Genomic DNA, 19,381 nt, shown 5'->3' on the forward strand with positions numbered 1-19,381 from the left:
GAGGCGTTTTTTTTTCATCTTTTTGAAACCGTTTTGCCCCGATTCATATCTAACAGCATAGGAGGTGGATAAGGTGAAGGAAGAACGATTGATCAAAAAGGCGAAAAAAGGTGATGCCGCAGCCTTTGAAAAACTGATCACAACCCATCAGGAGACTTTATATAAAACAGCTTATCTTTATTTGCATCACAAGGAAGATACACTGGACGCTGTTCAGGAAACGGCTTACAAGGCTTTTCTTCATATCGCACAGCTGAAGGAGCCGAAATATTTTAAAACGTGGCTGATCCGGATTCTGCTTCATACGATTTTTGCGATGAGGAAAAAGCACGGAGACGTCATTCCGTTTGAGCCGCAGCACGACACACGCGCGGAGAATAAGAACATTGAAGAATACATAGATCTTCGGAATGCTCTGGAAACGCTTGACGAACATATACAGCTGACCATTCAGCTTTATTATTTTCAAGATTTCTCGATTGGTATGATCGCTGAACAGACCGGTATGGCGGAAGGCACTGTAAAAACGCATCTCCACAGGGCGAGAAAAGCATTGAAGCAGGAACTGGAAAAGGAGGATAAACACATATGGAAAAGCATCAAATGAAGCAATTGTATCAGGACATTGACGTGCCGAAAGCTGAGTTGAAAAACGTGATACACAGCGCTGCTGTCCGTGCCGGAAAAGAAGGCGCCGTCAGACGGAGATGGGGACGAAAAGTGATAAACGGCCTCGCGGTTGCTGCTGCTCTGTTTATTCTGTATCTGTCCTCAGGCTTGTTCATGCCCTCCGTTAACACGGCTATGGGAAACATTCCTGTTGCCGGACAAATTTACAGTCTGTTTCAGGATAAGGCAGGTTCTGCGCTGTTTAAAAGCAATTTGGTGACAAAACTGAACGAAAAAGCGGAATCACGCGGAATCACGGTGACAGTGAAAAGTGTGTATTACGACAGCGGACAGCTCGTTTATAACTTTATCGTTAATAATTTGAAATCAGATGAGGAGAGCATCTCTTTTCAAGTCGATTATAAAGATCCACGGAATATGTTAGCAGAGGATTATGACAGCAGTGATATGAAAAAAATGAAAGACGGGCGGTACGCGGGGCAGCTTCGCCTGTTCACGGACGGCTCAAAGCTGAAAGACGGTGATAAGCTTCCGCTTGTCATTACACAAATCAAGGATATCCCCGGAAACTGGCGCTTTACACTCCCTATTAAAAAACAAAAGTCCGTTTCTCTTGAAGGAACGAAAGCTGTGAATGTAAATCACGGATTATACCGCTTTTTCGATATCCGGGCGGAAAACGGAACGATGGGATCGGCTCTCCTGTATTCTATCGACTTCTATGATGCAGCCAAAAATGATGCCATCTCGATTGACGAAGCAACGGATGATGCTGGAAACCATTATGAAATGACGATGTCGAATATTGAACTTGGCGGCAGGAAGAATCTTCCCGGCGGCGGGAAAAGAATACGCGGCCAAACTCAATTCAGCAAACCGATAGACCCGAAAGCGAAAACACTTTTCATAACGGGCGATATAAAAACAGAATCAGAGCCGGGAGAAATCGTGCCTCTGAAAACAAAACTGCCCGTCAGTTATAAAACGAAACATCATCATGTCGGCATTACCATCAAAAAGATCAAACAGCAAGACAGACGGGTAATTGTCGATTATCAATTCAGCGGAATTGATGTAAGCAAGGCGGATGAAGATCAGCTGATGAATGTCGGTGAATCAATCGGTCTCGGCAATACGAAAAAAATGAAAACTTGGCCATCGCTTAATGAGTATGAAAAAGGCTATTATCTGAAAGGGAATAAGGCGAAAGTCACGAATCTTAAAAAGGGTGAAATGGAATCCGTTTTTGAATTAGATGATTCATCCGATAAAGACTATTCATTGCGCGATTTCTCATTCGATTCATATGCTTTGTACGTCAATCAAACGGTTATGAACTTGCTGGCGGATGACAAGGGGATCACATTCACGGTGCCGGTTCGGCCTGCGGACGGAAAATGATGCCGGGAAGGCGGCCCTTGCCGTCTTCCATTTTTGGTCAATTAACGAATAAACCAATTTTTTTTAACTGGATTGTTCGTTTTTTTATTGAGTTTTCAAAATTGAATTGATACAATAGACTCAGAAATCAAATATGCAGATATCGTATAATGGCGGGGATATGGCCCGCAAGTTTCTACCAAGCTACCGTAAATGGCTTGACTACGGATCAATCTCAATCGTTTGATATAAATAATCCATTCTTATTTATTCAGACTGAACGTATGTAGTCAAGCGTCCCAAATGTATTTGGGGCGTTTTTTATTTGGCGGATAACGGGCAGAATAAATGGGAGAGAATGAAGGAGGCAATTGGCTTGAAGCAATTTTTTCAGTTTGATGAGCTGGGGACAAGCTATCGTAATGAAATCATCGGCGGTTTAACGACCTTTTTGTCAATGGCGTACATTCTGTTCGTCAATCCGCTGACATTGTCTTTAAACGGTGTGAAAGGATTTCCCGAAGCATTAAAAATTGATCAGGGCGCGGTGTTCACCGCTACAGCCTTGGCATCTGCGGCCGGCTGTATTTTAATGGGGCTTATTGCAAAGTATCCGATCGCGATTGCGCCGGGTATGGGATTAAATGCGTTTTTTGCCTTCTCTGTCGTACTCGGCATGGGGATTTCATGGCAGGCTGCGCTTTCCGGCGTCTTGATTTCCGGAATTATCTTCGTGGCGCTTTCACTGACGGGATTGCGGGAAAAAATCATTAATGCGATTCCGCCTGAGCTGAAATTGGCGGTCGGCGCAGGTATCGGTTTGTTTATCACATTTGTCGGTTTGCAGGGTTCGGGCATTATTGAAGCGAACTCATCGACTTTGGTGTCTATCGGCAATATTCACAGCGGCCCTGTGCTGCTGACGGTTTTCGGTGTTATTGTGACGGTCATTCTGATGGTGCTTCGCGTAAACGGCGGCGTGTTTATCGGAATGCTTTTGACGGCGGTTGCCGGTATGATCTGCGGGCTGATTCCGGTTCCGACACACATTGTCGGCAGCGTGCCGAGTCTTGCGCCGACTTTCGGACAGGCGTGGATGCACCTTCCGGATATCTTCTCCGTACAAATGCTGATTGTCATTTTAACTTTCCTGTTCGTTGGATTTTTCGATACGGCCGGTACGCTGGTAGCTGTAGCGACACAGGCCGGGCTGATGAAGGAAAACAAACTTCCGCGTGCGGGAAGAGCGCTTCTGGCAGATTCAACATCAATCGTTATCGGAGCCGTGCTCGGTACGTCTACAACGACTTCTTATGTTGAATCCAGCTCAGGCGTTGCGGCGGGGGCGCGCTCCGGCTTCGCGGCTGTTGTGACAGGCATTCTCTTTTTGCTGGCGATGTTTTTCTCGCCGCTTCTGTCAGTTGTCACCACGAATGTGACGGCTCCGGCTTTAATTATCGTCGGCGCGCTGATGGTGGCGCCGCTCGGTAAGATCGCCTGGGATAAATTCGAGGTGGCTGTTCCGGCATTTTTAACGATGATTATGATGCCGCTGACGTACAGTATTGCGACGGGGATTGCGATCGGTTTTATTTTCTACCCGATTACAATGATCTGCAAAGGAAAAGGAAAAAGCGTTCACCCGATTATGTACGGGCTGTTCGTCATCTTTATCCTGTATTTCATCTTCTTGAAATAACGGAAAAACCGGCTGAGGAAAGCCGGTTTTTTGTTTTTGTCCTATTCCGTAAAACCAATACATAATATAAAACGTCATGTGGGTGTCCGGGTGAAGAAAACCGCTTGACTGTTTAAGGCCGCTTCGGTACCTTATATAAGTGTTTTATTTTCTTGCTAAACAAATTCCGCCGTATTTTTTTGATAGGAGTTGCTGACATGACGGAAGAAAGAAAAGAAACGTTGGAAGAAGAAAAACAGCATCAGGGGACTGATGAAGAACCGCTGTCGAGAATGTCCAGAAATGCGGGACGTTATCAAAAGCAAAAGAAAAAAGAAAAGGAACGGCGCCCGGCTCCGGCTTTTACGGAAAAACTCGCTTCTGCATGGGCCGCGGTCAAACGTTATTGCCGTTTCGCGCTGCGCATTTTGACATCACCGGTGAAGGTCGTTGGGGAAGACGGCTTTTCCCGCTTTAAATATGCTCTTATTTCAATGCTTGTATTCAGTATCTTTTTCTCAATCGGAAATTGGTTTCAGCTGAGGGCAAGCCAGCAAAGGCCTCTCGGATACGGGGAGCGGCATCATACGTTTTTTGACGGCTTTACCGTCGTTCTCGTGTATACGCTCGTCTTTTTTGCCGCTGCGGCCGGCGCGGTCTGGCTTGTATCACGTTATATGATGAAGCAGAAAATTACGATGCGGGATGCGGCCGCGGGGGTCGGATCGCTTTTGGTTCCGGCTGTCGCCTGCTCTATCGTATGGATGATTTTCGCGATATTGAATCTGCCGGTCATCACCGTGGTGTTTACGGCGCTGACCTTGTTTCTGGCCGCCTCGGCGATGGTGCAGTTTGTGCAGATTCTATACAAATCGGCTGAAAAGCCTGCGGCTGACGTGATGTACTGTATTTCCGCGGCGGTCATCATCATGCTCGTTTTTACGGCTGTGACATGGCCGCTCATTTCCGAGTACTTTACTGCTTCGCTGATTCCTTTATAAGTCGAAATTTGTCTTTCACAATGTTTACAAATTTTTCTAATGAAGCGTGTTGTTTTGAGGACCCGGCCGAGATATGATGAGAGCAACAGCAATTCGAAAGCGGCACTACTCTTTATGATTCGGAAAGGGATGATGAAGATGGCCCCGTTGTTGCGAGAAGCCATTAATCGGAAAAAACAGCACCTGAGGACAAAACTGATCCGCTCAGGGTTTTATCAAGACCATGTTCAGGAACTGTCCGGGTACACGCTGAGTGAACTTGAGAAGGAATATGAAGCCGTCAAACGATTGAAAAAAGCCGAGCTTCACTGATAAGAGCTTGAAAGTCTGCCTTGCGGGGCGGGCTTTTTTTTCTTTTGAAAATGATGAAAAGAGGGTAAACTATCCTTAATTGAAAGATTGGCTTTTCAAAGTCAGAGGAGGGGAATCAGTGATGCAGACAATTTTATCCAACAGTATAGGTATGGTTCTCATTATTCTCATCATTAACATTATATATGTCTCTTTCTTTACGATCAGGATGATTCTGACATTAAAGGGACAGCGCTATTTCGCCGCAGGCATCAGTACAATTGAAATCCTTGTGTATGTGACCGGCCTGAGTCTTGTGCTCGACAATCTGAATCAAATTCAAAACGTCATTGCCTATGCGCTCGGCTACGGCCTCGGCGTCATAGTGGGAATGAAAATTGAAGAAAAACTGGCGCTCGGCTACATAACAGTCAACGTCATTACGAAGGAGCTCGATCTGGACCTGCCGAAACAGCTCCGGGAAAAAGGATACGGTGTTACAAGCTGGGTTGCGGGCGGACTTGAAGGAGACCGGACCGCCATGCAGATTCTGACGCCGCGCAAATATGAGCTTCAGCTGTATGATACGATTAAAACGCTTGATGAAAAAGCGTTTATCATCGCCTTTGAGCCGAAAACGATCCACGGCGGATTCTGGGTGAAAGCAGTGAAGAAGAGGAGAATTAAGGAATGACAAAGCCAAAAAAGAAACGGTTTGAAGTAACGGAACATGAAACGATTGACACCATTCTCACTTTAATGAAGGAAGAGGGTTATATGCCCGTCCGGCGGATGGAAGAGCCGATCTTTACAGAAAAGAAAGAAAATGGATCAATTCAAGTCGTTCCTTGCGGGAAAAAAATCGTATTTGAAGGGAAATTGATCTAAACACGAACATTAAAAGAAAGAAATTTTATATCGTTCGATAATGTCGTTGACATTATCCAAGTCCGTTGTTAAGATAAACATGAAATCAAAACACGACCTCATATAATCTTGGGAATATGGCCCATAAGTTTCTACCCGGCTGCCGTAAACGGCCGGACTATGCAGGAAAGTGATAAACAGCTGACATGGATATCGCAGAAGCGAACGACTGACGATACGCGCGCCATGCCCGGTTTGTATTGCTTCCTCATAGTTGCAATATAAGCCGGGCTTTTTTTTCTGAAAAACAAAGCATGAGAAGGTGGGAACAGAATGCAGCCGCTAGCAGGAATCATCATGGGAAGCACCTCCGATTGGGAGACAATGAAACATGCATGCGACATACTTGACGAACTTCACATTCCTTATGAAAAACAGGTAGTATCCGCGCATCGGACGCCTGATTTGATGTTTGAATATGCAGAAAGCGCCAGAGACAGAGGCTTAAAAGTCATTATTGCCGGAGCCGGTGGAGCGGCGCATCTGCCGGGTATGACGGCGGCCAAAACGACACTGCCGGTGATCGGCGTACCGGTTCAGACAAAATCGCTTAACGGGCTTGATTCTCTTCTGTCTATCGTACAGATGCCCGGCGGCGTGCCGGTCGCGACAACGGCGATCGGAAAAGCGGGCGCAGTGAACGCGGGTCTGTTAGCCGCGCAGATTTTGTCGGCATTTGACGGTGACATTGCGGATAAACTAGAGGCGAGAAGAAATGCGACAAAACAAACGGTGCTGGAAAGCAGTGATCAGCTTGTCTGATAAAAAAACGATTTATCCCGGCGCCGTCATCGGCATTATCGGAGGCGGACAGCTCGGAAAAATGATGGCTGTCGCCGCAAAACAGATGGGCTATAAAGTCGCAGTCGTCGATCCCGTGAAAGACTCGCCATGCGGACAGATCGCCGATATTGAGATTACCGCCCAGTATAATGACCGTGAAGCGATTCAAAAATTGGCCGGAGTCAGTGACATCATTACGTACGAATTTGAAAATATCGATTACGAGGCGCTCAACTGGCTCAAAGAACATGCATATCTTCCCCAGGGAAGCGAGCTGCTGCTTATCACCCAAAACAGGGAAACGGAAAAAAAGGCGATCCAGTCAGCAGGCTGTCAAGTCGCTCCTTATCGGATCGTAAACAGCGGACGGGAGCTTGAGGAAGCTGTTCAGTCCCTGGGGCTCCCGGCGGTGCTGAAAACATGCCGCGGCGGATATGACGGCAAAGGCCAATTTGTCATTAAGGAAGAAGGACAGACAGACGAAGCGGCCGCGCTGCTAGAAAACGGCACGTGCATACTGGAAAGCTGGGTATCATTCCGGATGGAGCTTTCCGTTATCGTGACGAGATCGGTGCACGGTGAGATTTCAACCTTTCCGGCTGCTGAAAATATCCACAAAAATAATATTCTGTTCCAAAGCATCGTGCCCGCGAGAGCGGAGGAAACGGTTCAAAAGCGGGCAGAGGCGCTTGCCGTTCAGCTCGCGGAGAAATTGGAGCTTGTCGGGCCGCTTGCGGTGGAAATGTTCGTCACAGAAGACGGAGACCTTTTGATCAATGAACTGGCGCCGCGTCCTCACAACTCCGGGCATTATACGCTCGACCTTTGTGAAACGAGCCAATTCGAACAGCACATCAGAGCGGTATGCGGACTTCCTCTCGGCAGAACCGATCTTCTCAAACCGGGAATGATGGTGAATCTGCTCGGTGAGGAAGTGAAGCTTGCGGAGGAGCATACGGAGCTTTTAAAAGAAGCCAAACTGTACCTGTACGGAAAACATGAGATTAAAAAAGGGCGCAAAATGGGGCATATGACATTTTTGCGGAAGCCTGATGAAACATGGATTCAGGACATCACGAACATATGGATGAAAAGAGACGGAGGACGAGCATAATGATCGAACGTTATTCAAGACCTGAAATGTCCGCGATCTGGACGGACGAAAACAGATACCAGGCATGGCTGGAAGTCGAGATTTTAGCCTGTGAAGCCTGGGCTGAGCTTGGCGTCATTCCGAAAGAAGACGTCAAGGTCATGCGCGAAAACGCGTCTTTTGACATCAACCGGATTTTGGAAATCGAGCAGGATACGCGCCATGACGTCGTTGCATTTACCCGCGCGGTTTCAGAATCATTAGGCGAAGAAAGAAAATGGGTTCACTACGGCCTGACGTCAACAGATGTCGTGGATACCGCTCTTTCCTATCTATTAAAACAGGCGAATGAGATCTTGCTCAAGGACATTGAGAGATTTGTTGACATTATAAAAGAAAAAGCGAAAGAACATAAATACACGGTCATGATGGGCCGCACGCACGGCGTACACGCGGAACCGACGACTTTCGGCCTGAAGCTCGCGCTTTGGCACGAAGAAATGAAACGCAACCTTGAACGTTTCAAGCAGGCAAAAGAAGGGATCGAAGTCGGGAAGCTTTCCGGCGCGGTCGGCACATATGCAAATATTGATCCGTTCGTAGAGCAGTATGTCTGTGAAAAACTCGGGCTGAAAGCGGCGCCGATTTCCACTCAGACATTACAGCGCGACCGTCATGCGGATTACATGGCGGCACTGGCTTTGATCGCGACGAGCATTGAAAAATTCGCAGTGGAAATCCGCGGTCTCCAAAAGAGTGAAACACGTGAAGTGGAAGAGTTTTTTGCTAAAGGACAAAAAGGCTCATCGGCTATGCCTCATAAACGGAATCCGATCGGGTCGGAAAATATGACAGGCATGGCGCGCGTGATCCGCGGGTACATGCTGACGGCATACGAAAATGTACCGTTATGGCATGAGCGTGATATTTCTCATTCATCAGCTGAGCGCATCATTCTTCCTGACGCGACAATCGCGCTGAATTACATGCTGAACCGATTCAGCAACATCGTCAAAAACTTAACGGTATTCCCGGAAAATATGAAACGCAACATGGACCGCACACTCGGTTTAATCTATTCTCAGCGCGTGCTGCTCGCTTTAATCGACACGGGTCTGCCTCGTGAAGAAGCATATGACACGGTTCAGCCGAAAGCGATGGAAGCATGGGAAAAACAAGTGCCGTTCCGCCAGCTTGTCGAAGCGGAGGAAAAAATCACGTCCCGCCTCACACCGGAACAGATTGCCGATTGCTTTGACTACAATTATCATCTGAAAAACGTCGACTTGATCTTTGAGCGTTTAGGTTTATAGAAGAAGCCAGCCGGAGGCGGCTTCTTCAGCCGCCGTAGATTGAATATTCCCAACATTCGGGTTAGGAGGCCTTCCGTGAATATTGTGAACAATAATCTTCTTTATGAAGGAAAAGCGAAGCGAATTTATCAAACTGAAGACGAACAGATTCTCCGCGTGGTCTACAAGGATTCCGCAACAGCCTTTAACGGTGAGAAAAAAGCGGAGATCAGCGGAAAGGGCCGTCTGAACAATGAAATTTCAAGCCTGATTTTCAAACATCTGCACGCCAAAGGAATTGACAACCACTTTGTGGAGCGTGTTTCAGAATCAGAGCAGCTCATCAAAAAAGTGAGCATCATTCCGCTTGAAGTCGTGGTCAGAAACATTGCCGCCGGAAGCATGTCGAAACGTCTCGGCATCCCGGAAGGAACAGAGCTCCCGCAGCCGATTATCGAATTTTACTACAAGGATGACGCACTCGGAGATCCGCTCATCACAGAAGATCATATCCGGCTCTTAAAAGCGGCGGCTCCTGAGCATGTCGAAACGATCAAATCGATTACAAACCAGGTGAATCAAGAACTTCAGCATATTTTTGAAGACTGCGGCGTCAGATTAATAGATTTTAAGCTGGAATTCGGCTTAGACGCAGAGGGACGGGTGCTTTTAGCGGATGAAATTTCTCCTGACACGTGCCGTCTGTGGGACAAAGACACAAACGAAAAGCTCGATAAAGATTTGTTCAGACGGAATCTGGGAAGCTTAACCGACGCATATGAAGAGATTTTCAAAAGACTGGGAGGCATTTCATAATGTATAAAGTGAAAGTTTATGTCAGCTTAAAAGAAAGTGTGCTCGATCCTCAAGGAAGCGCGGTGCAGCATGCATTGCACAGCATGACCTACAATGAAGTGCAGGATGTGCGCATCGGAAAATACATGGAGCTGACGATCGAAAAATCTGACCGCGATCTTGACGCGCTCGTGAAAGAAATGTGTGAAAAGCTCCTTGCCAATACAGTCATTGAAGACTACCGATATGAAGTTGAGGAGGTTGTCGCACAGTGAAATTTGCGGTGATTGTGTTACCCGGCTCCAACTGTGATATTGATATGTTTCACGCCGTAAAGGACGAACTCGGCGAAGAAGTCGAGTATGTCTGGCACGAGGAAACAAGCCTTGACGGATTTGACGGCGTGCTCATCCCCGGCGGGTTTTCATACGGCGACTACTTGAGATGCGGCGCCATCGCCAGATTCGCAAACATCATGCCGGCCGTGAAAAAAGCGGCTGCCGAAGGAAAACCGGTTCTCGGCGTCTGCAACGGATTCCAGATTCTGCAGGAGCTCGGACTTCTGCCCGGCGCCATGAGACGCAACAAAGATTTAAAGTTCATCTGCCGCCCGGTTGAATTAATCGTACAGAACGGCGATACGTTATTCACATCTTCCTATGAAAAAGGACAATCGATTACGATTCCGGTTGCCCACGGCGAAGGCAATTTCTACTGTGATGACGAAACGCTTGAAAGATTAAAAGAAAACAATCAAATCGCCTTCACATACGGCGGCGATATTAACGGAAGCGTCAGCGGCATTGCCGGCGTCGTGAATGAGAAAGGCAACGTATTAGGCATGATGCCTCACCCTGAGCGCGCAGTCGATGAACTGCTCGGCAGCGCAGACGGTCTTACATTGTTCCGGTCTATCGTGAAAAATTGGAGGGAAACTCATGTCGCTACTGCTTGAACCAAGTAAAGAACAAATAAAAGAAGAGAAACTCTATCAGCAAATGGGTGTCAGTGATGACGAGTTCGCACTCATTGAATCTATTATCGGAAGATTGCCGAACTACACGGAAATCGGGATTTTTTCCGTGATGTGGTCAGAGCACTGCAGCTATAAAAACTCAAAACCGGTTTTACGCAAATTCCCGACTAGCGGCGAACGCGTGCTGCAGGGTCCCGGAGAAGGCGCGGGAATCGTTGACATCGGTGACAATCAGGCGGTCGTGTTCAAAATTGAATCTCATAACCACCCGTCAGCGCTTGAGCCATACCAAGGTGCTGCGACGGGAGTGGGCGGCATTATCCGTGACGTTTTCTCAATGGGCGCCCGTCCGATAGCTGTATTAAACTCTCTTCGATTTGGTGAACTCACTTCACCTCGTGTGAAGTACTTGTTTGAAGAAGTAGTGGCGGGAATCGCGGGATACGGAAACTGTATCGGTATTCCGACGGTCGGCGGAGAAGTGCAGTTTGACGCAAGCTATGAGGGCAATCCGCTTGTCAATGCAATGTGCGTCGGCTTGATTGATCATAAAGATATTAAAAAAGGCCAGGCGAAAGGTGTCGGCAACACGGTCATGTACGTCGGCGCTAAAACGGGCCGCGACGGCATACACGGCGCTACTTTCGCATCAGAAGAAATGTCAGATTCATCTGAAGAAAAACGTTCCGCGGTGCAGGTCGGCGATCCTTTCATGGAAAAACTTCTCCTGGAAGCATGCCTTGAAGTCATCCAATGCGACGCCTTAGTCGGCATTCAGGATATGGGGGCGGCCGGTCTGACAAGTTCGAGTGCTGAAATGGCAAGCAAAGCCGGCTCCGGCATTGAAATGAACCTTGATCTCATTCCGCAGCGGGAAACGGGTATGACCGCTTACGAAATGATGCTTTCCGAGTCTCAGGAACGCATGCTTCTCGTCATTGAACGCGGACGTGAACAGGAAATTGTCGATATTTTTGATAAATATGACCTTGAAGCGGTTTCCGTAGGTCATGTGACGGATGATAAAATGCTCCGCCTCCGCCATAACGGAGAGGTTGTTTGCGAACTTCCGGTCGACGCACTGGCGGAAGAAGCGCCTGTATACCACAAACCGTCAGCAGAACCCGCGTACTACCGCGAGTTTCAGGAAACAGAAGTTCCCGCGCCTAAAGTAAAAGATGGGACAGAGACGCTTTTTGCCCTGCTGCAGCAGCCGACAATTGCCAGCAAAGAGTGGGTGTATGATCAATATGACTACATGGTGCGCACAAATACGGTGGTCGCTCCGGGCTCTGACGCGGGAGTGCTCAGAATCCGCGGCACGAAAAAAGCGCTGGCGATGACGACGGATTGCAACGCCCGTTATTTATATCTTGATCCAGAAGAAGGCGGAAAAATCGCCGTTGCCGAAGCGGCGCGCAACATCGTATGCTCCGGCGCCGAACCGCTTGCGGTCACGGATAATCTGAATTTCGGAAACCCGGAAAAACCTGAAATTTTCTGGCAGATCGAAAAAGCGGCCGACGGCATCAGCGAGGCGTGCAACGTTCTCAGCACACCCGTCATCGGCGGTAACGTATCACTTTATAATGAATCGAACGGAACGGCCATCTACCCGACGCCTGTTATCGGCATGGTCGGCTTAATTGAAGATACCGCTCATATTACGACACAGCATTTCAAACAAGCGGGAGATCTTGTATACGTGATCGGCGAAACAAAACCTGAGTTTGCCGGAAGCGAACTGCAAAAAATGACAGAAGGCCGCATTTACGGCAAAGCGCCGCAAATCGATCTTGATATAGAGCTGTCACGCCAAAAAGCATTGCTTGACGCGATTAAAAAAGGCTTCGTTCAATCCGCGCATGACGTATCTGAAGGCGGCTTAGGCGTAGCGATTGCAGAAAGTGTCATGACGACGGAAAACCTTGGCGCCAACGTGACTGTTGAAGGGGAAGCGGCATTATTATTCTCTGAATCTCAATCACGCTTCGTCGTTTCGGTCAAAAAAGAACACCAAGCGGCGTTTGAAGCGGCTGCGGCAGATGCCATTCATATCGGTGAAGTGACAGGAGACGGACAGCTGACGATCCGAAGCCAAGAAGGACAACAATTGGTTCACGCGCAAACGAAAGAACTTGAGCGCGCGTGGAAAGGAGCTATTCCATGCTTGCTGAAATCAAAGGCCTGAATGAAGAATGCGGTGTGTTTGGCATCTGGGGACATGAAGAAGCCCCGCAAATTACGTATTACGGTCTCCACAGCCTCCAGCACAGAGGACAGGAAGGCGCGGGAATTGTCGCGACTGACGGCGAAAAACTGACGGCTCACAAAGGCCAAGGGCTGATCACTGAAGTATTTCAAAACGGCGAGCTCAGCAAAGTAAAGGGAAAAGGCGCGATCGGGCATGTTCGTTACGCAACGGCTGGAGGAGGCGGATATGAAAATGTTCAGCCGCTCCTGTTCCGTTCGCAAAACAACGGCAGCCTCGCGCTCGCCCATAACGGAAACTTGGTCAACGCCACACAGCTGAAGCAGCAGCTTGAAAACCAAGGGAGCATTTTTCAGACTTCCTCCGATACGGAAGTGCTGGCTCATCTGATTAAACGCAGCGGACACTTTTCGTTGAAGGATCAAATCAAAAATTCGCTATCTATGCTGAAAGGCGCTTATGCCTTTTTAATCATGACTGAAACAGAGATGATCGTAGCGCTTGACCCGAACGGACTCAGACCGCTGTCAATCGGCATCATGGGCGATGCTTATGTGGTCGCTTCAGAAACGTGCGCATTTGATGTTGTCGGCGCAACGTACCTTCGTGAGGTAGAGCCGGGCGAAATGCTGATCATCAACGATGAAGGCTTGAAATCAGAGCGTTTTTCCATGAATATCAACCGTTCCATCTGCAGCATGGAGTACATTTATTTCTCAAGACCTGACAGCAATATCGACGGCATTAACGTGCACAGCGCCCGGAAAAACCTCGGGAAAATGCTTGCCCGGGAGTCCGCGGTTGAAGCGGATGTCGTCACAGGCGTGCCTGATTCCAGTATTTCTGCGGCCATCGGCTATGCCGAGGCGACGGGCATCCCGTACGAACTCGGTCTCATTAAAAACCGTTATGTCGGCAGAACGTTTATCCAGCCGTCACAGGCTCTCCGTGAGCAAGGCGTCAGAATGAAGCTGTCCGCCGTCCGCGGTGTTGTCGAAGGAAAACGGGTCGTCATGGTTGATGATTCCATCGTGCGCGGGACGACAAGCCGCCGGATTGTCACAATGCTCAGAGAAGCGGGGGCGACAGAGGTGCACGTCAAGATCAGTTCACCGCCGATCGCTCATCCGTGCTTCTACGGTATCGACACATCAACCCATGAGGAGCTGATCGCTTCTTCTCATTCCGTGGAAGAAATCCGCCAGATCATCGGTGCCGACACGCTTTCTTTCTTAAGTGTAGACGGATTGTTAAAAGGAGTCGGCCGAAAATTTGAAGACACCAATTGCGGACAATGCCTCGCTTGTTTTACGGGCAAATATCCGACGGAAATTTATCAGGATACAGTGCTTCCTCACGTAAAAGAAGCGGTGCTGACAAAATAAAATGTGAAAATGACATAAAGGCAGCGGGAATTCAGGCTGCCTTTCTCTTTCTGCCTTTTTAGGAGAAACGAATTGACAAGGAGTGATAGGGATGTCTGATGCTTATAAAAATGCCGGAGTTGACATCGAAGCCGGATACGAAGCCGTCAAACGAATGAAAAAACACGTGGAGCGCACGAAAAGGCTCGGCGTTATGGGAAGCCTGGGCGGTTTTGGCGGAATGTTTGATCTGTCAGAGCTTCCGTATCAAAAGCCTGTTTTAATTTCCGGAACAGACGGTGTCGGCACCAAACTGAAACTCGCATTTTCAATGGATAAGCATGACACGATCGGCGTCGATGCGGTCGCGATGTGTGTAAACGATGTGCTTGCCCAGGGAGCGGAGCCGCTGTTTTTCCTTGATTATTTGGCGGTCGGCAAGGCCGATCCGGTGAAAATTGAGCAGATCGTTCAGGGTGTGGCGGACGGATGCGAGCAGTCAGGATCAGCGCTTATCGGCGGTGAGACGGCGGAAATGCCGGGGCTGTATACGTCTGATGAATACGATATTGCGGGCTTTTCAGTCGGCGTCGCGGAAAAAGACGAAATCGTCACCGGTGAACATATCGAAGAGGGGCATCTCTTAATCGGACTTACTTCAAGCGGCCTTCACAGCAACGGATTTTCCCTGGTGAGAAAAGTGCTTCTTGATGACGGCGGACTTGATTTGGATACTGTCTATGAACCGTTTGCGCGTCCTCTCGGAGAAGAATTGCTGGAACCGACGAGAATATACGTGAAGCCGGTGCTCAAGGCGGTGAAAAGCGGTAAGGTGGACGGCATGGCGCATGTGACAGGCGGAGGATTCATCGAGAATATCCCGCGGATGCTGCCGGACGGATTGAGCGCGGAAATTGATCACGGATCATGGCCGATCCCGCCGATTTTTCCGTTTCTGCAGGAGCACGGCAAGCTGAAAGAAGAAGAAATGTTCAATGTCTTTAATATGGGCATCGGTTTTGTCCTTGCCGTTAAAGAAGAAAACCTGACAGACGTCATCGGCACGCTTGAAGCTCAGGGCGAGAAGGCTTATCTGATCGGCCGGGTCAAGCGGGGCGAAGGCATTTCTTTCGGCGGTGCGGCTCTTTCATGAAAAAGTTTGCGGTATTTGCTTCAGGAAACGGATCGAACTTCGAGGCCATTGCCAAACGCATGAGAGAAGAGAAGTGGGATGCGGAGCTCTCGCTTCTCGTGACGGATAAGCCTCAGGCAAAGGCGGCGGAAAGGGCGGAGGCTTTACATATCCCGTCATTCGCCTTTGAACCGTCATCTTTTGAAAACAAAGCGGCCTTTGAACGGGCCATTATTGAACAGCTGCGCCTGCACGGGGCGGAATTAATCGTTCTCGCCGGCTATATGAGACTGATTGGAGATACGCTGCTTGAAGCATACGGAGGACGCATTATTAATATACATCCCTCGCTTCTTCCGGCATTCCCTGGGATTGACGCTGTCGGACAGGCGTATCGGGCCGGTGTGAAAGTGGCGGGCATTACCGTTCATTACGTCGACGAAGGCATGGACACCGGACCGATTATCGCGCAAAAAGCATTCGAAATACAGGAAAACGATACGCTTGAAGACATAGAGCATACAATACACGAGCTTGAGCACAAATGGTATCCGAGTGTTGTGAAACGGCTGCTGGGACTAAATAACAGAGGTGAAAAGGCATGACAATCAAACGCGCACTAATCAGTGTTTCTGATAAAACAAATCTCGTACCTTTCGTAAAGGAACTGACAGAGCTCGGCGTCGAAGTCATTTCGACCGGAGGAACAAAAAAACTTCTTCAGGAAAACGGTGTGGATGTCATCGGCATTTCAGAAGTGACCGGATTTCCTGAAATTATGGACGGACGGTTAAAAACACTCCATCCTAATATTCACGGCGGTCTGCTTGCCGTAAGAGACAATAAAGAGCATATGGCGCAGATCAATGAGCATGGCATTGCACCGATTGACCTTGTGGTCGTCAACCTTTATCCGTTTAAAGAAACGATTTCAAAAGAAGACGTAACATACGATGAAGCGATAGAAAACATTGATATCGGCGGTCCCGGCATGCTGCGCGCCGCATCGAAAAACCATCAGGATGTGACGGTCATCACAGATCCGGCCGATTACAGCTCCGTGCTCAATGAGATGAAAGAACACGGCGGCGTTTCGCTCAAAAGAAAACGCGAGCTTGCGGCCAAAGTATTCCGCCATACCGCGGCATACGACGCATTAATCGCTGATTACTTAACACGCGAGGCCGGTGAGAAAGACCCTGAGCAATTCACTGTTACTTTTGAGAAAAAACAGTCGCTCCGCTACGGTGAAAACCCTCACCAAGAGGCGGTTTTCTACCAAAGCGCACTTCCTGTCTCCGGTTCCATCGCGGCGGCAAAACAGCTTCACGGCAAAGAGCTTTCTTATAACAATATTAAGGACGCGGATGCGGCCGTTCAAATCGTCCGGGAATTTACAGAACCCGCAGCTGTTGCCGTTAAACATATGAATCCATGCGGAGTCGGTACGGGAGCTTCAATTGAGGAAGCATTCAATAAAGCGTATGAAGCTGATAAAACCTCCATTTTCGGCGGCATCATCGCGCTGAACCGTGAAGTTGATCAGGCAACGGCTGAAGCCCTTCACGGCATCTTTTTAGAAATCATTATCGCCCCTTCTTTCAGTGAAGAAGCGCTGAACGTGCTGACGGCGAAGAAAAACCTTCGTCTGCTCACGCTTGACGTGACCGCATCAGGAAAGAAAGAAAAACAGCTGACTTCCGTACAGGGCGGTCTTTTGATTCAAGATTTAGACGTCCATGGATTTGATGACGCCGACATCAGCATCCCGACAAAAAGAGAGCCGAGCGAGCAGGAATGGGAAGATTTGAAGCTGGCCTGGAAAGTCGTCAAACACGTGAAATCCAATGCGATCGTCCTTGCAAAAGACCATATGACGGTCGGTGTGGGCGCAGGACAGATGAATCGCGTCGGTTCAGCCAAAATCGCCATTGAGCAGGCCGGAGAAAAAGCAAAAGGCAGCGCGCTCGGATCAGACGCGTTTTTCCCGATGCCGGATACAGTCGAAGAAGCCGCAAAAGCCGGTGTCACGGCGATTATCCAGCCCGGCGGATCGGTCCGCGATGAAGATTCGATTAAAAAAGCGGATGAATACGGAATCGCCATGGTATTCACCGGCATCAGACATTTCAAACATTAAGGGGGGAACGAAGCGTGAATGTATTGATTATCGGAAAAGGCGGCAGAGAGCATACATTGGCTTGGAAAGCGGCGCAAAGCCCGCTTGTTGACACGGTGTACGCCGCGCCCGGAAATGACGGTATGACAGACTGCGCGACGCTGGTCAACATTGGAGAAAGCGATCATGCCGCACTCATTGCGTTTGCGAAAGAACATCATGTCGGCCTGACGATTATCGGCCCCGAAGTTCCTCTGATTGAAGGGATAGCCGACGAGTTTGAAAAAGCCGGACTGCTTGTTTTCGGACCGTCTGAAAAAGCGGCTATTATTGAAGGAAGCAAACAGTTTGCCAAGGATTTAATGAAAAAATACGGCATTCCGACGGCGGAGTATGAGACGTTTACTTCATTTGAAGAGGCGAAAGCATATGTACTGCAAAAAGGCGCGCCGATTGTCATTAAAGCGGACGGGCTTGCCGCCGGAAAAGGTGTCACGGTCGCGATGACGGAAGAAGAAGCGATTGAATGTCTGCACGATTTTCTTGAGGATGAGAAATTCGGGGAGGCGAGCGCATCTGTTGTCATTGAAGAGTTTCTCGCCGGCGAAGAATTTTCTTTAATGGCGTTTGTAAAAGGGGAGACCGTCTATCCGATGGTCATCGCTCAAGATCATAAACGCGCCTTCGATGGAGACAAAGGGCCGAATACGGGCGGAATGGGAGCCTACTCACCGGTGCCGCACATTTCCGATGATATCGTCAGAAGCGCAGTCGAAACGATTGTGAAGCCGGCGGCAAAAGCAATGGTGAAAGAGGGGCGCTCCTTCACGGGCGTGCTGTACGCGGGGCTGATTCTGACGGAAAACGGATCAAAGGTCATTGAATTCAACGCGCGCTTCGGAGATCCGGAAACACAGGTCGTCGTGCCGAGAATGGAATCTGACCTCATTCAGGTGCTCTTAGATCTTCTGCATGAGAAAGATGTTGACCTAAGATGGAAGGATACGGCCGCGGTCTGCGTTGTCCTGGCTTCTGAAGGCTATCCGGAAGGCTATGCGAAAGGGACGCCGATCGGCAGTTTGACGTCCGCTGAAGACGGGATCGCCGTTTTTCATGCCGGAACGAAAAAAGACGGCGGACAATTTGTTACGAACGGCGGCCGGGTCGCCAATGTCACGGCATTTGCTGAGACATTTGAAGCGGCGAGGGATAAAGTGTACAGCGCCGTTTCAGGGCTGACAAAACCCGGACTGTTTTACAGAAGCGATATCGGCGCCCGTGCGCTGAAAGCATCGCAGCGATAAAGAGGAAACCCCCGCGTCTTAAAAGATGCGGGTTTTCTTCTGAATGACGACTAAGATTGTCATGCAGTCTTGAATTCTGTCCCGGCTTTTGTGATGCCGGGATCGCCGGCAGATTCTTCTCATACTCGCGGGACAGGAGAAAAAAATAACAAGCCGAAACGGCTTGTTATTTTTCTTGCTGATGGATGTCATCCTGATTCATTCCGGCTTGGAACATATATGTCACCGGACAGAAGCGGAGGATGCCGGACGCCGCTTTCATCGCGCCCATCATCATACAGAAGAGATGCATCTTGCACCAAGGTTTTCTCGTGTATTTCGCTGAAGCGGCAGACAAAATGGTGAGGCCGCAAGTGATGCGCATAACGGCGTTTAATAAACTGATATTCGGTTTCATCATTTCA

General features: G+C 48.8%; 20 protein-coding genes and 2 riboswitches. Of the genes, 19 read left to right on the plus strand and 1 reads right to left on the minus strand.

Features of this window, described 5'->3' with window-relative positions; all coding sequences use genetic code 11:
* Window positions 1–73 precede the first annotated feature (73 nt).
* The 19 genes from L3V45_RS03265 (at window position 74) to purD (ending at window position 18,977) form a co-directional block, all read left to right on the plus strand.
* The gene (locus L3V45_RS03265; RefSeq protein ID WP_003155783.1) at window positions 74–607 is read left to right on the plus strand and encodes a sigma-70 family RNA polymerase sigma factor; all 534 of its coding nucleotides are present in this window, start codon (window positions 74–76) and stop codon (window positions 605–607) included.
* Window positions 589–2,031, plus strand: coding sequence for a DUF4179 domain-containing protein (locus L3V45_RS03270; protein WP_032857035.1), 1,443 nt, complete (start codon window positions 589–591; stop codon window positions 2,029–2,031). The genes L3V45_RS03265 and L3V45_RS03270 overlap by 19 nt, the downstream gene beginning before the upstream one ends.
* Before the next feature lie 122 nt (window positions 2,032–2,153).
* Window positions 2,154–2,255, plus strand: a riboswitch (purine riboswitch).
* 131 nt (window positions 2,256–2,386) lie between these two features.
* Complete coding sequence (locus tag L3V45_RS03275; protein WP_003155780.1) at window positions 2,387–3,709, plus strand: NCS2 family permease; 1,323 nt, start codon at window positions 2,387–2,389, stop codon at window positions 3,707–3,709.
* A gap of 197 nt (window positions 3,710–3,906) precedes the next feature.
* Entirely contained in the window at window positions 3,907–4,689 is a 783-nt protein-coding gene (locus tag L3V45_RS03280) for a DUF6574 domain-containing protein (RefSeq protein ID WP_014304542.1), read from the plus strand.
* A 138-nt stretch (window positions 4,690–4,827) separates the two neighbouring features.
* Window positions 4,828–5,001, plus strand: a complete 174-nt coding sequence (locus tag L3V45_RS03285; protein WP_003155777.1) for a Fur-regulated basic protein FbpA — start codon at window positions 4,828–4,830, stop codon at window positions 4,999–5,001.
* Window positions 5,002–5,119: 118 nt separating this feature from the next.
* Complete coding sequence (locus L3V45_RS03290) at window positions 5,120–5,674, plus strand: DUF2179 domain-containing protein (RefSeq protein ID WP_003155773.1); 555 nt, start codon at window positions 5,120–5,122, stop codon at window positions 5,672–5,674.
* Window positions 5,671–5,868, plus strand: coding sequence for an NETI motif-containing protein (locus L3V45_RS03295; protein ID WP_003155772.1), 198 nt, complete (start codon window positions 5,671–5,673; stop codon window positions 5,866–5,868). Before L3V45_RS03290 ends, L3V45_RS03295 begins: the two co-directional genes overlap by 4 nt.
* A gap of 78 nt (window positions 5,869–5,946) precedes the next feature.
* A riboswitch (purine riboswitch) is annotated at window positions 5,947–6,048 on the plus strand.
* A 132-nt stretch (window positions 6,049–6,180) separates the two neighbouring features.
* The gene (gene purE / locus L3V45_RS03300) at window positions 6,181–6,669 is read left to right on the plus strand and encodes a 5-(carboxyamino)imidazole ribonucleotide mutase (RefSeq protein ID WP_003155768.1); all 489 of its coding nucleotides are present in this window, start codon (window positions 6,181–6,183) and stop codon (window positions 6,667–6,669) included.
* On the plus strand, window positions 6,623–7,804 hold the full coding sequence (gene purK, locus L3V45_RS03305) for a 5-(carboxyamino)imidazole ribonucleotide synthase (RefSeq protein WP_046341137.1): 1,182 nt from the start codon (window positions 6,623–6,625) through the stop codon (window positions 7,802–7,804). Before purE ends, purK begins: the two co-directional genes overlap by 47 nt.
* Complete coding sequence (purB, locus tag L3V45_RS03310) at window positions 7,804–9,096, plus strand: adenylosuccinate lyase (RefSeq protein WP_007408896.1); 1,293 nt, start codon at window positions 7,804–7,806, stop codon at window positions 9,094–9,096. The genes purK and purB overlap by 1 nt, the downstream gene beginning before the upstream one ends.
* 75 nt (window positions 9,097–9,171) lie before the next feature.
* The gene (gene purC, locus L3V45_RS03315) at window positions 9,172–9,891 is read left to right on the plus strand and encodes a phosphoribosylaminoimidazolesuccinocarboxamide synthase (RefSeq protein WP_003155762.1); all 720 of its coding nucleotides are present in this window, start codon (window positions 9,172–9,174) and stop codon (window positions 9,889–9,891) included.
* Complete coding sequence (gene purS, locus L3V45_RS03320) at window positions 9,891–10,145, plus strand: phosphoribosylformylglycinamidine synthase subunit PurS (RefSeq protein ID WP_003155758.1); 255 nt, start codon at window positions 9,891–9,893, stop codon at window positions 10,143–10,145. The genes purC and purS overlap by 1 nt, the downstream gene beginning before the upstream one ends.
* Complete coding sequence (gene purQ / locus L3V45_RS03325; protein ID WP_015388591.1) at window positions 10,142–10,825, plus strand: phosphoribosylformylglycinamidine synthase subunit PurQ; 684 nt, start codon at window positions 10,142–10,144, stop codon at window positions 10,823–10,825. The genes purS and purQ overlap by 4 nt, the downstream gene beginning before the upstream one ends.
* Window positions 10,809–13,037 carry a phosphoribosylformylglycinamidine synthase subunit PurL gene (purL, locus tag L3V45_RS03330; RefSeq protein WP_236837252.1) on the plus strand — a complete coding sequence of 743 codons (2,229 nt, stop codon included), beginning with the start codon at window positions 10,809–10,811 and terminating at the stop codon, window positions 13,035–13,037. The genes purQ and purL overlap by 17 nt, the downstream gene beginning before the upstream one ends.
* A complete protein-coding gene (gene purF, locus L3V45_RS03335) occupies window positions 13,013–14,443 on the plus strand; it encodes an amidophosphoribosyltransferase (RefSeq protein WP_003155754.1) in 1,431 nt (476 codons plus the stop codon). The genes purL and purF overlap by 25 nt, the downstream gene beginning before the upstream one ends.
* 91 nt (window positions 14,444–14,534) lie before the next feature.
* Window positions 14,535–15,575 (plus strand): phosphoribosylformylglycinamidine cyclo-ligase, encoded by a 1,041-nt coding sequence (gene purM / locus L3V45_RS03340; RefSeq protein ID WP_003155753.1) that lies wholly within the window; start codon window positions 14,535–14,537, stop codon window positions 15,573–15,575.
* A complete protein-coding gene (purN, locus tag L3V45_RS03345) occupies window positions 15,572–16,159 on the plus strand; it encodes a phosphoribosylglycinamide formyltransferase (RefSeq protein ID WP_003155752.1) in 588 nt (195 codons plus the stop codon). Before purM ends, purN begins: the two co-directional genes overlap by 4 nt.
* Window positions 16,156–17,694: a bifunctional phosphoribosylaminoimidazolecarboxamide formyltransferase/IMP cyclohydrolase gene (gene purH / locus L3V45_RS03350; protein ID WP_043866892.1), complete on the plus strand. Its 1,539-nt coding sequence runs from the start codon at window positions 16,156–16,158 to the stop codon at window positions 17,692–17,694. The genes purN and purH overlap by 4 nt, the downstream gene beginning before the upstream one ends.
* Before the next feature lie 14 nt (window positions 17,695–17,708).
* Entirely contained in the window at window positions 17,709–18,977 is a 1,269-nt protein-coding gene (purD, locus tag L3V45_RS03355; RefSeq protein ID WP_236837253.1) for a phosphoribosylamine--glycine ligase, read from the plus strand.
* A 166-nt stretch (window positions 18,978–19,143) separates the two neighbouring features.
* Here the strand turns inward: purD and L3V45_RS03360 are convergent, their stop codons facing one another.
* Window positions 19,144–19,374 carry a YgaP family membrane protein gene (locus tag L3V45_RS03360; protein WP_046559408.1) on the minus strand — a complete coding sequence of 77 codons (231 nt, stop codon included), beginning with the start codon at window positions 19,372–19,374 and terminating at the stop codon, window positions 19,144–19,146.
* Window positions 19,375–19,381: the final 7 nt, after the last annotated feature.

Source organism: Bacillus sp. R45 (assembly GCF_021729365.1).
Taxonomy (GTDB): Bacteria; Bacillota; Bacilli; order Bacillales; family Bacillaceae; genus Bacillus; species Bacillus velezensis.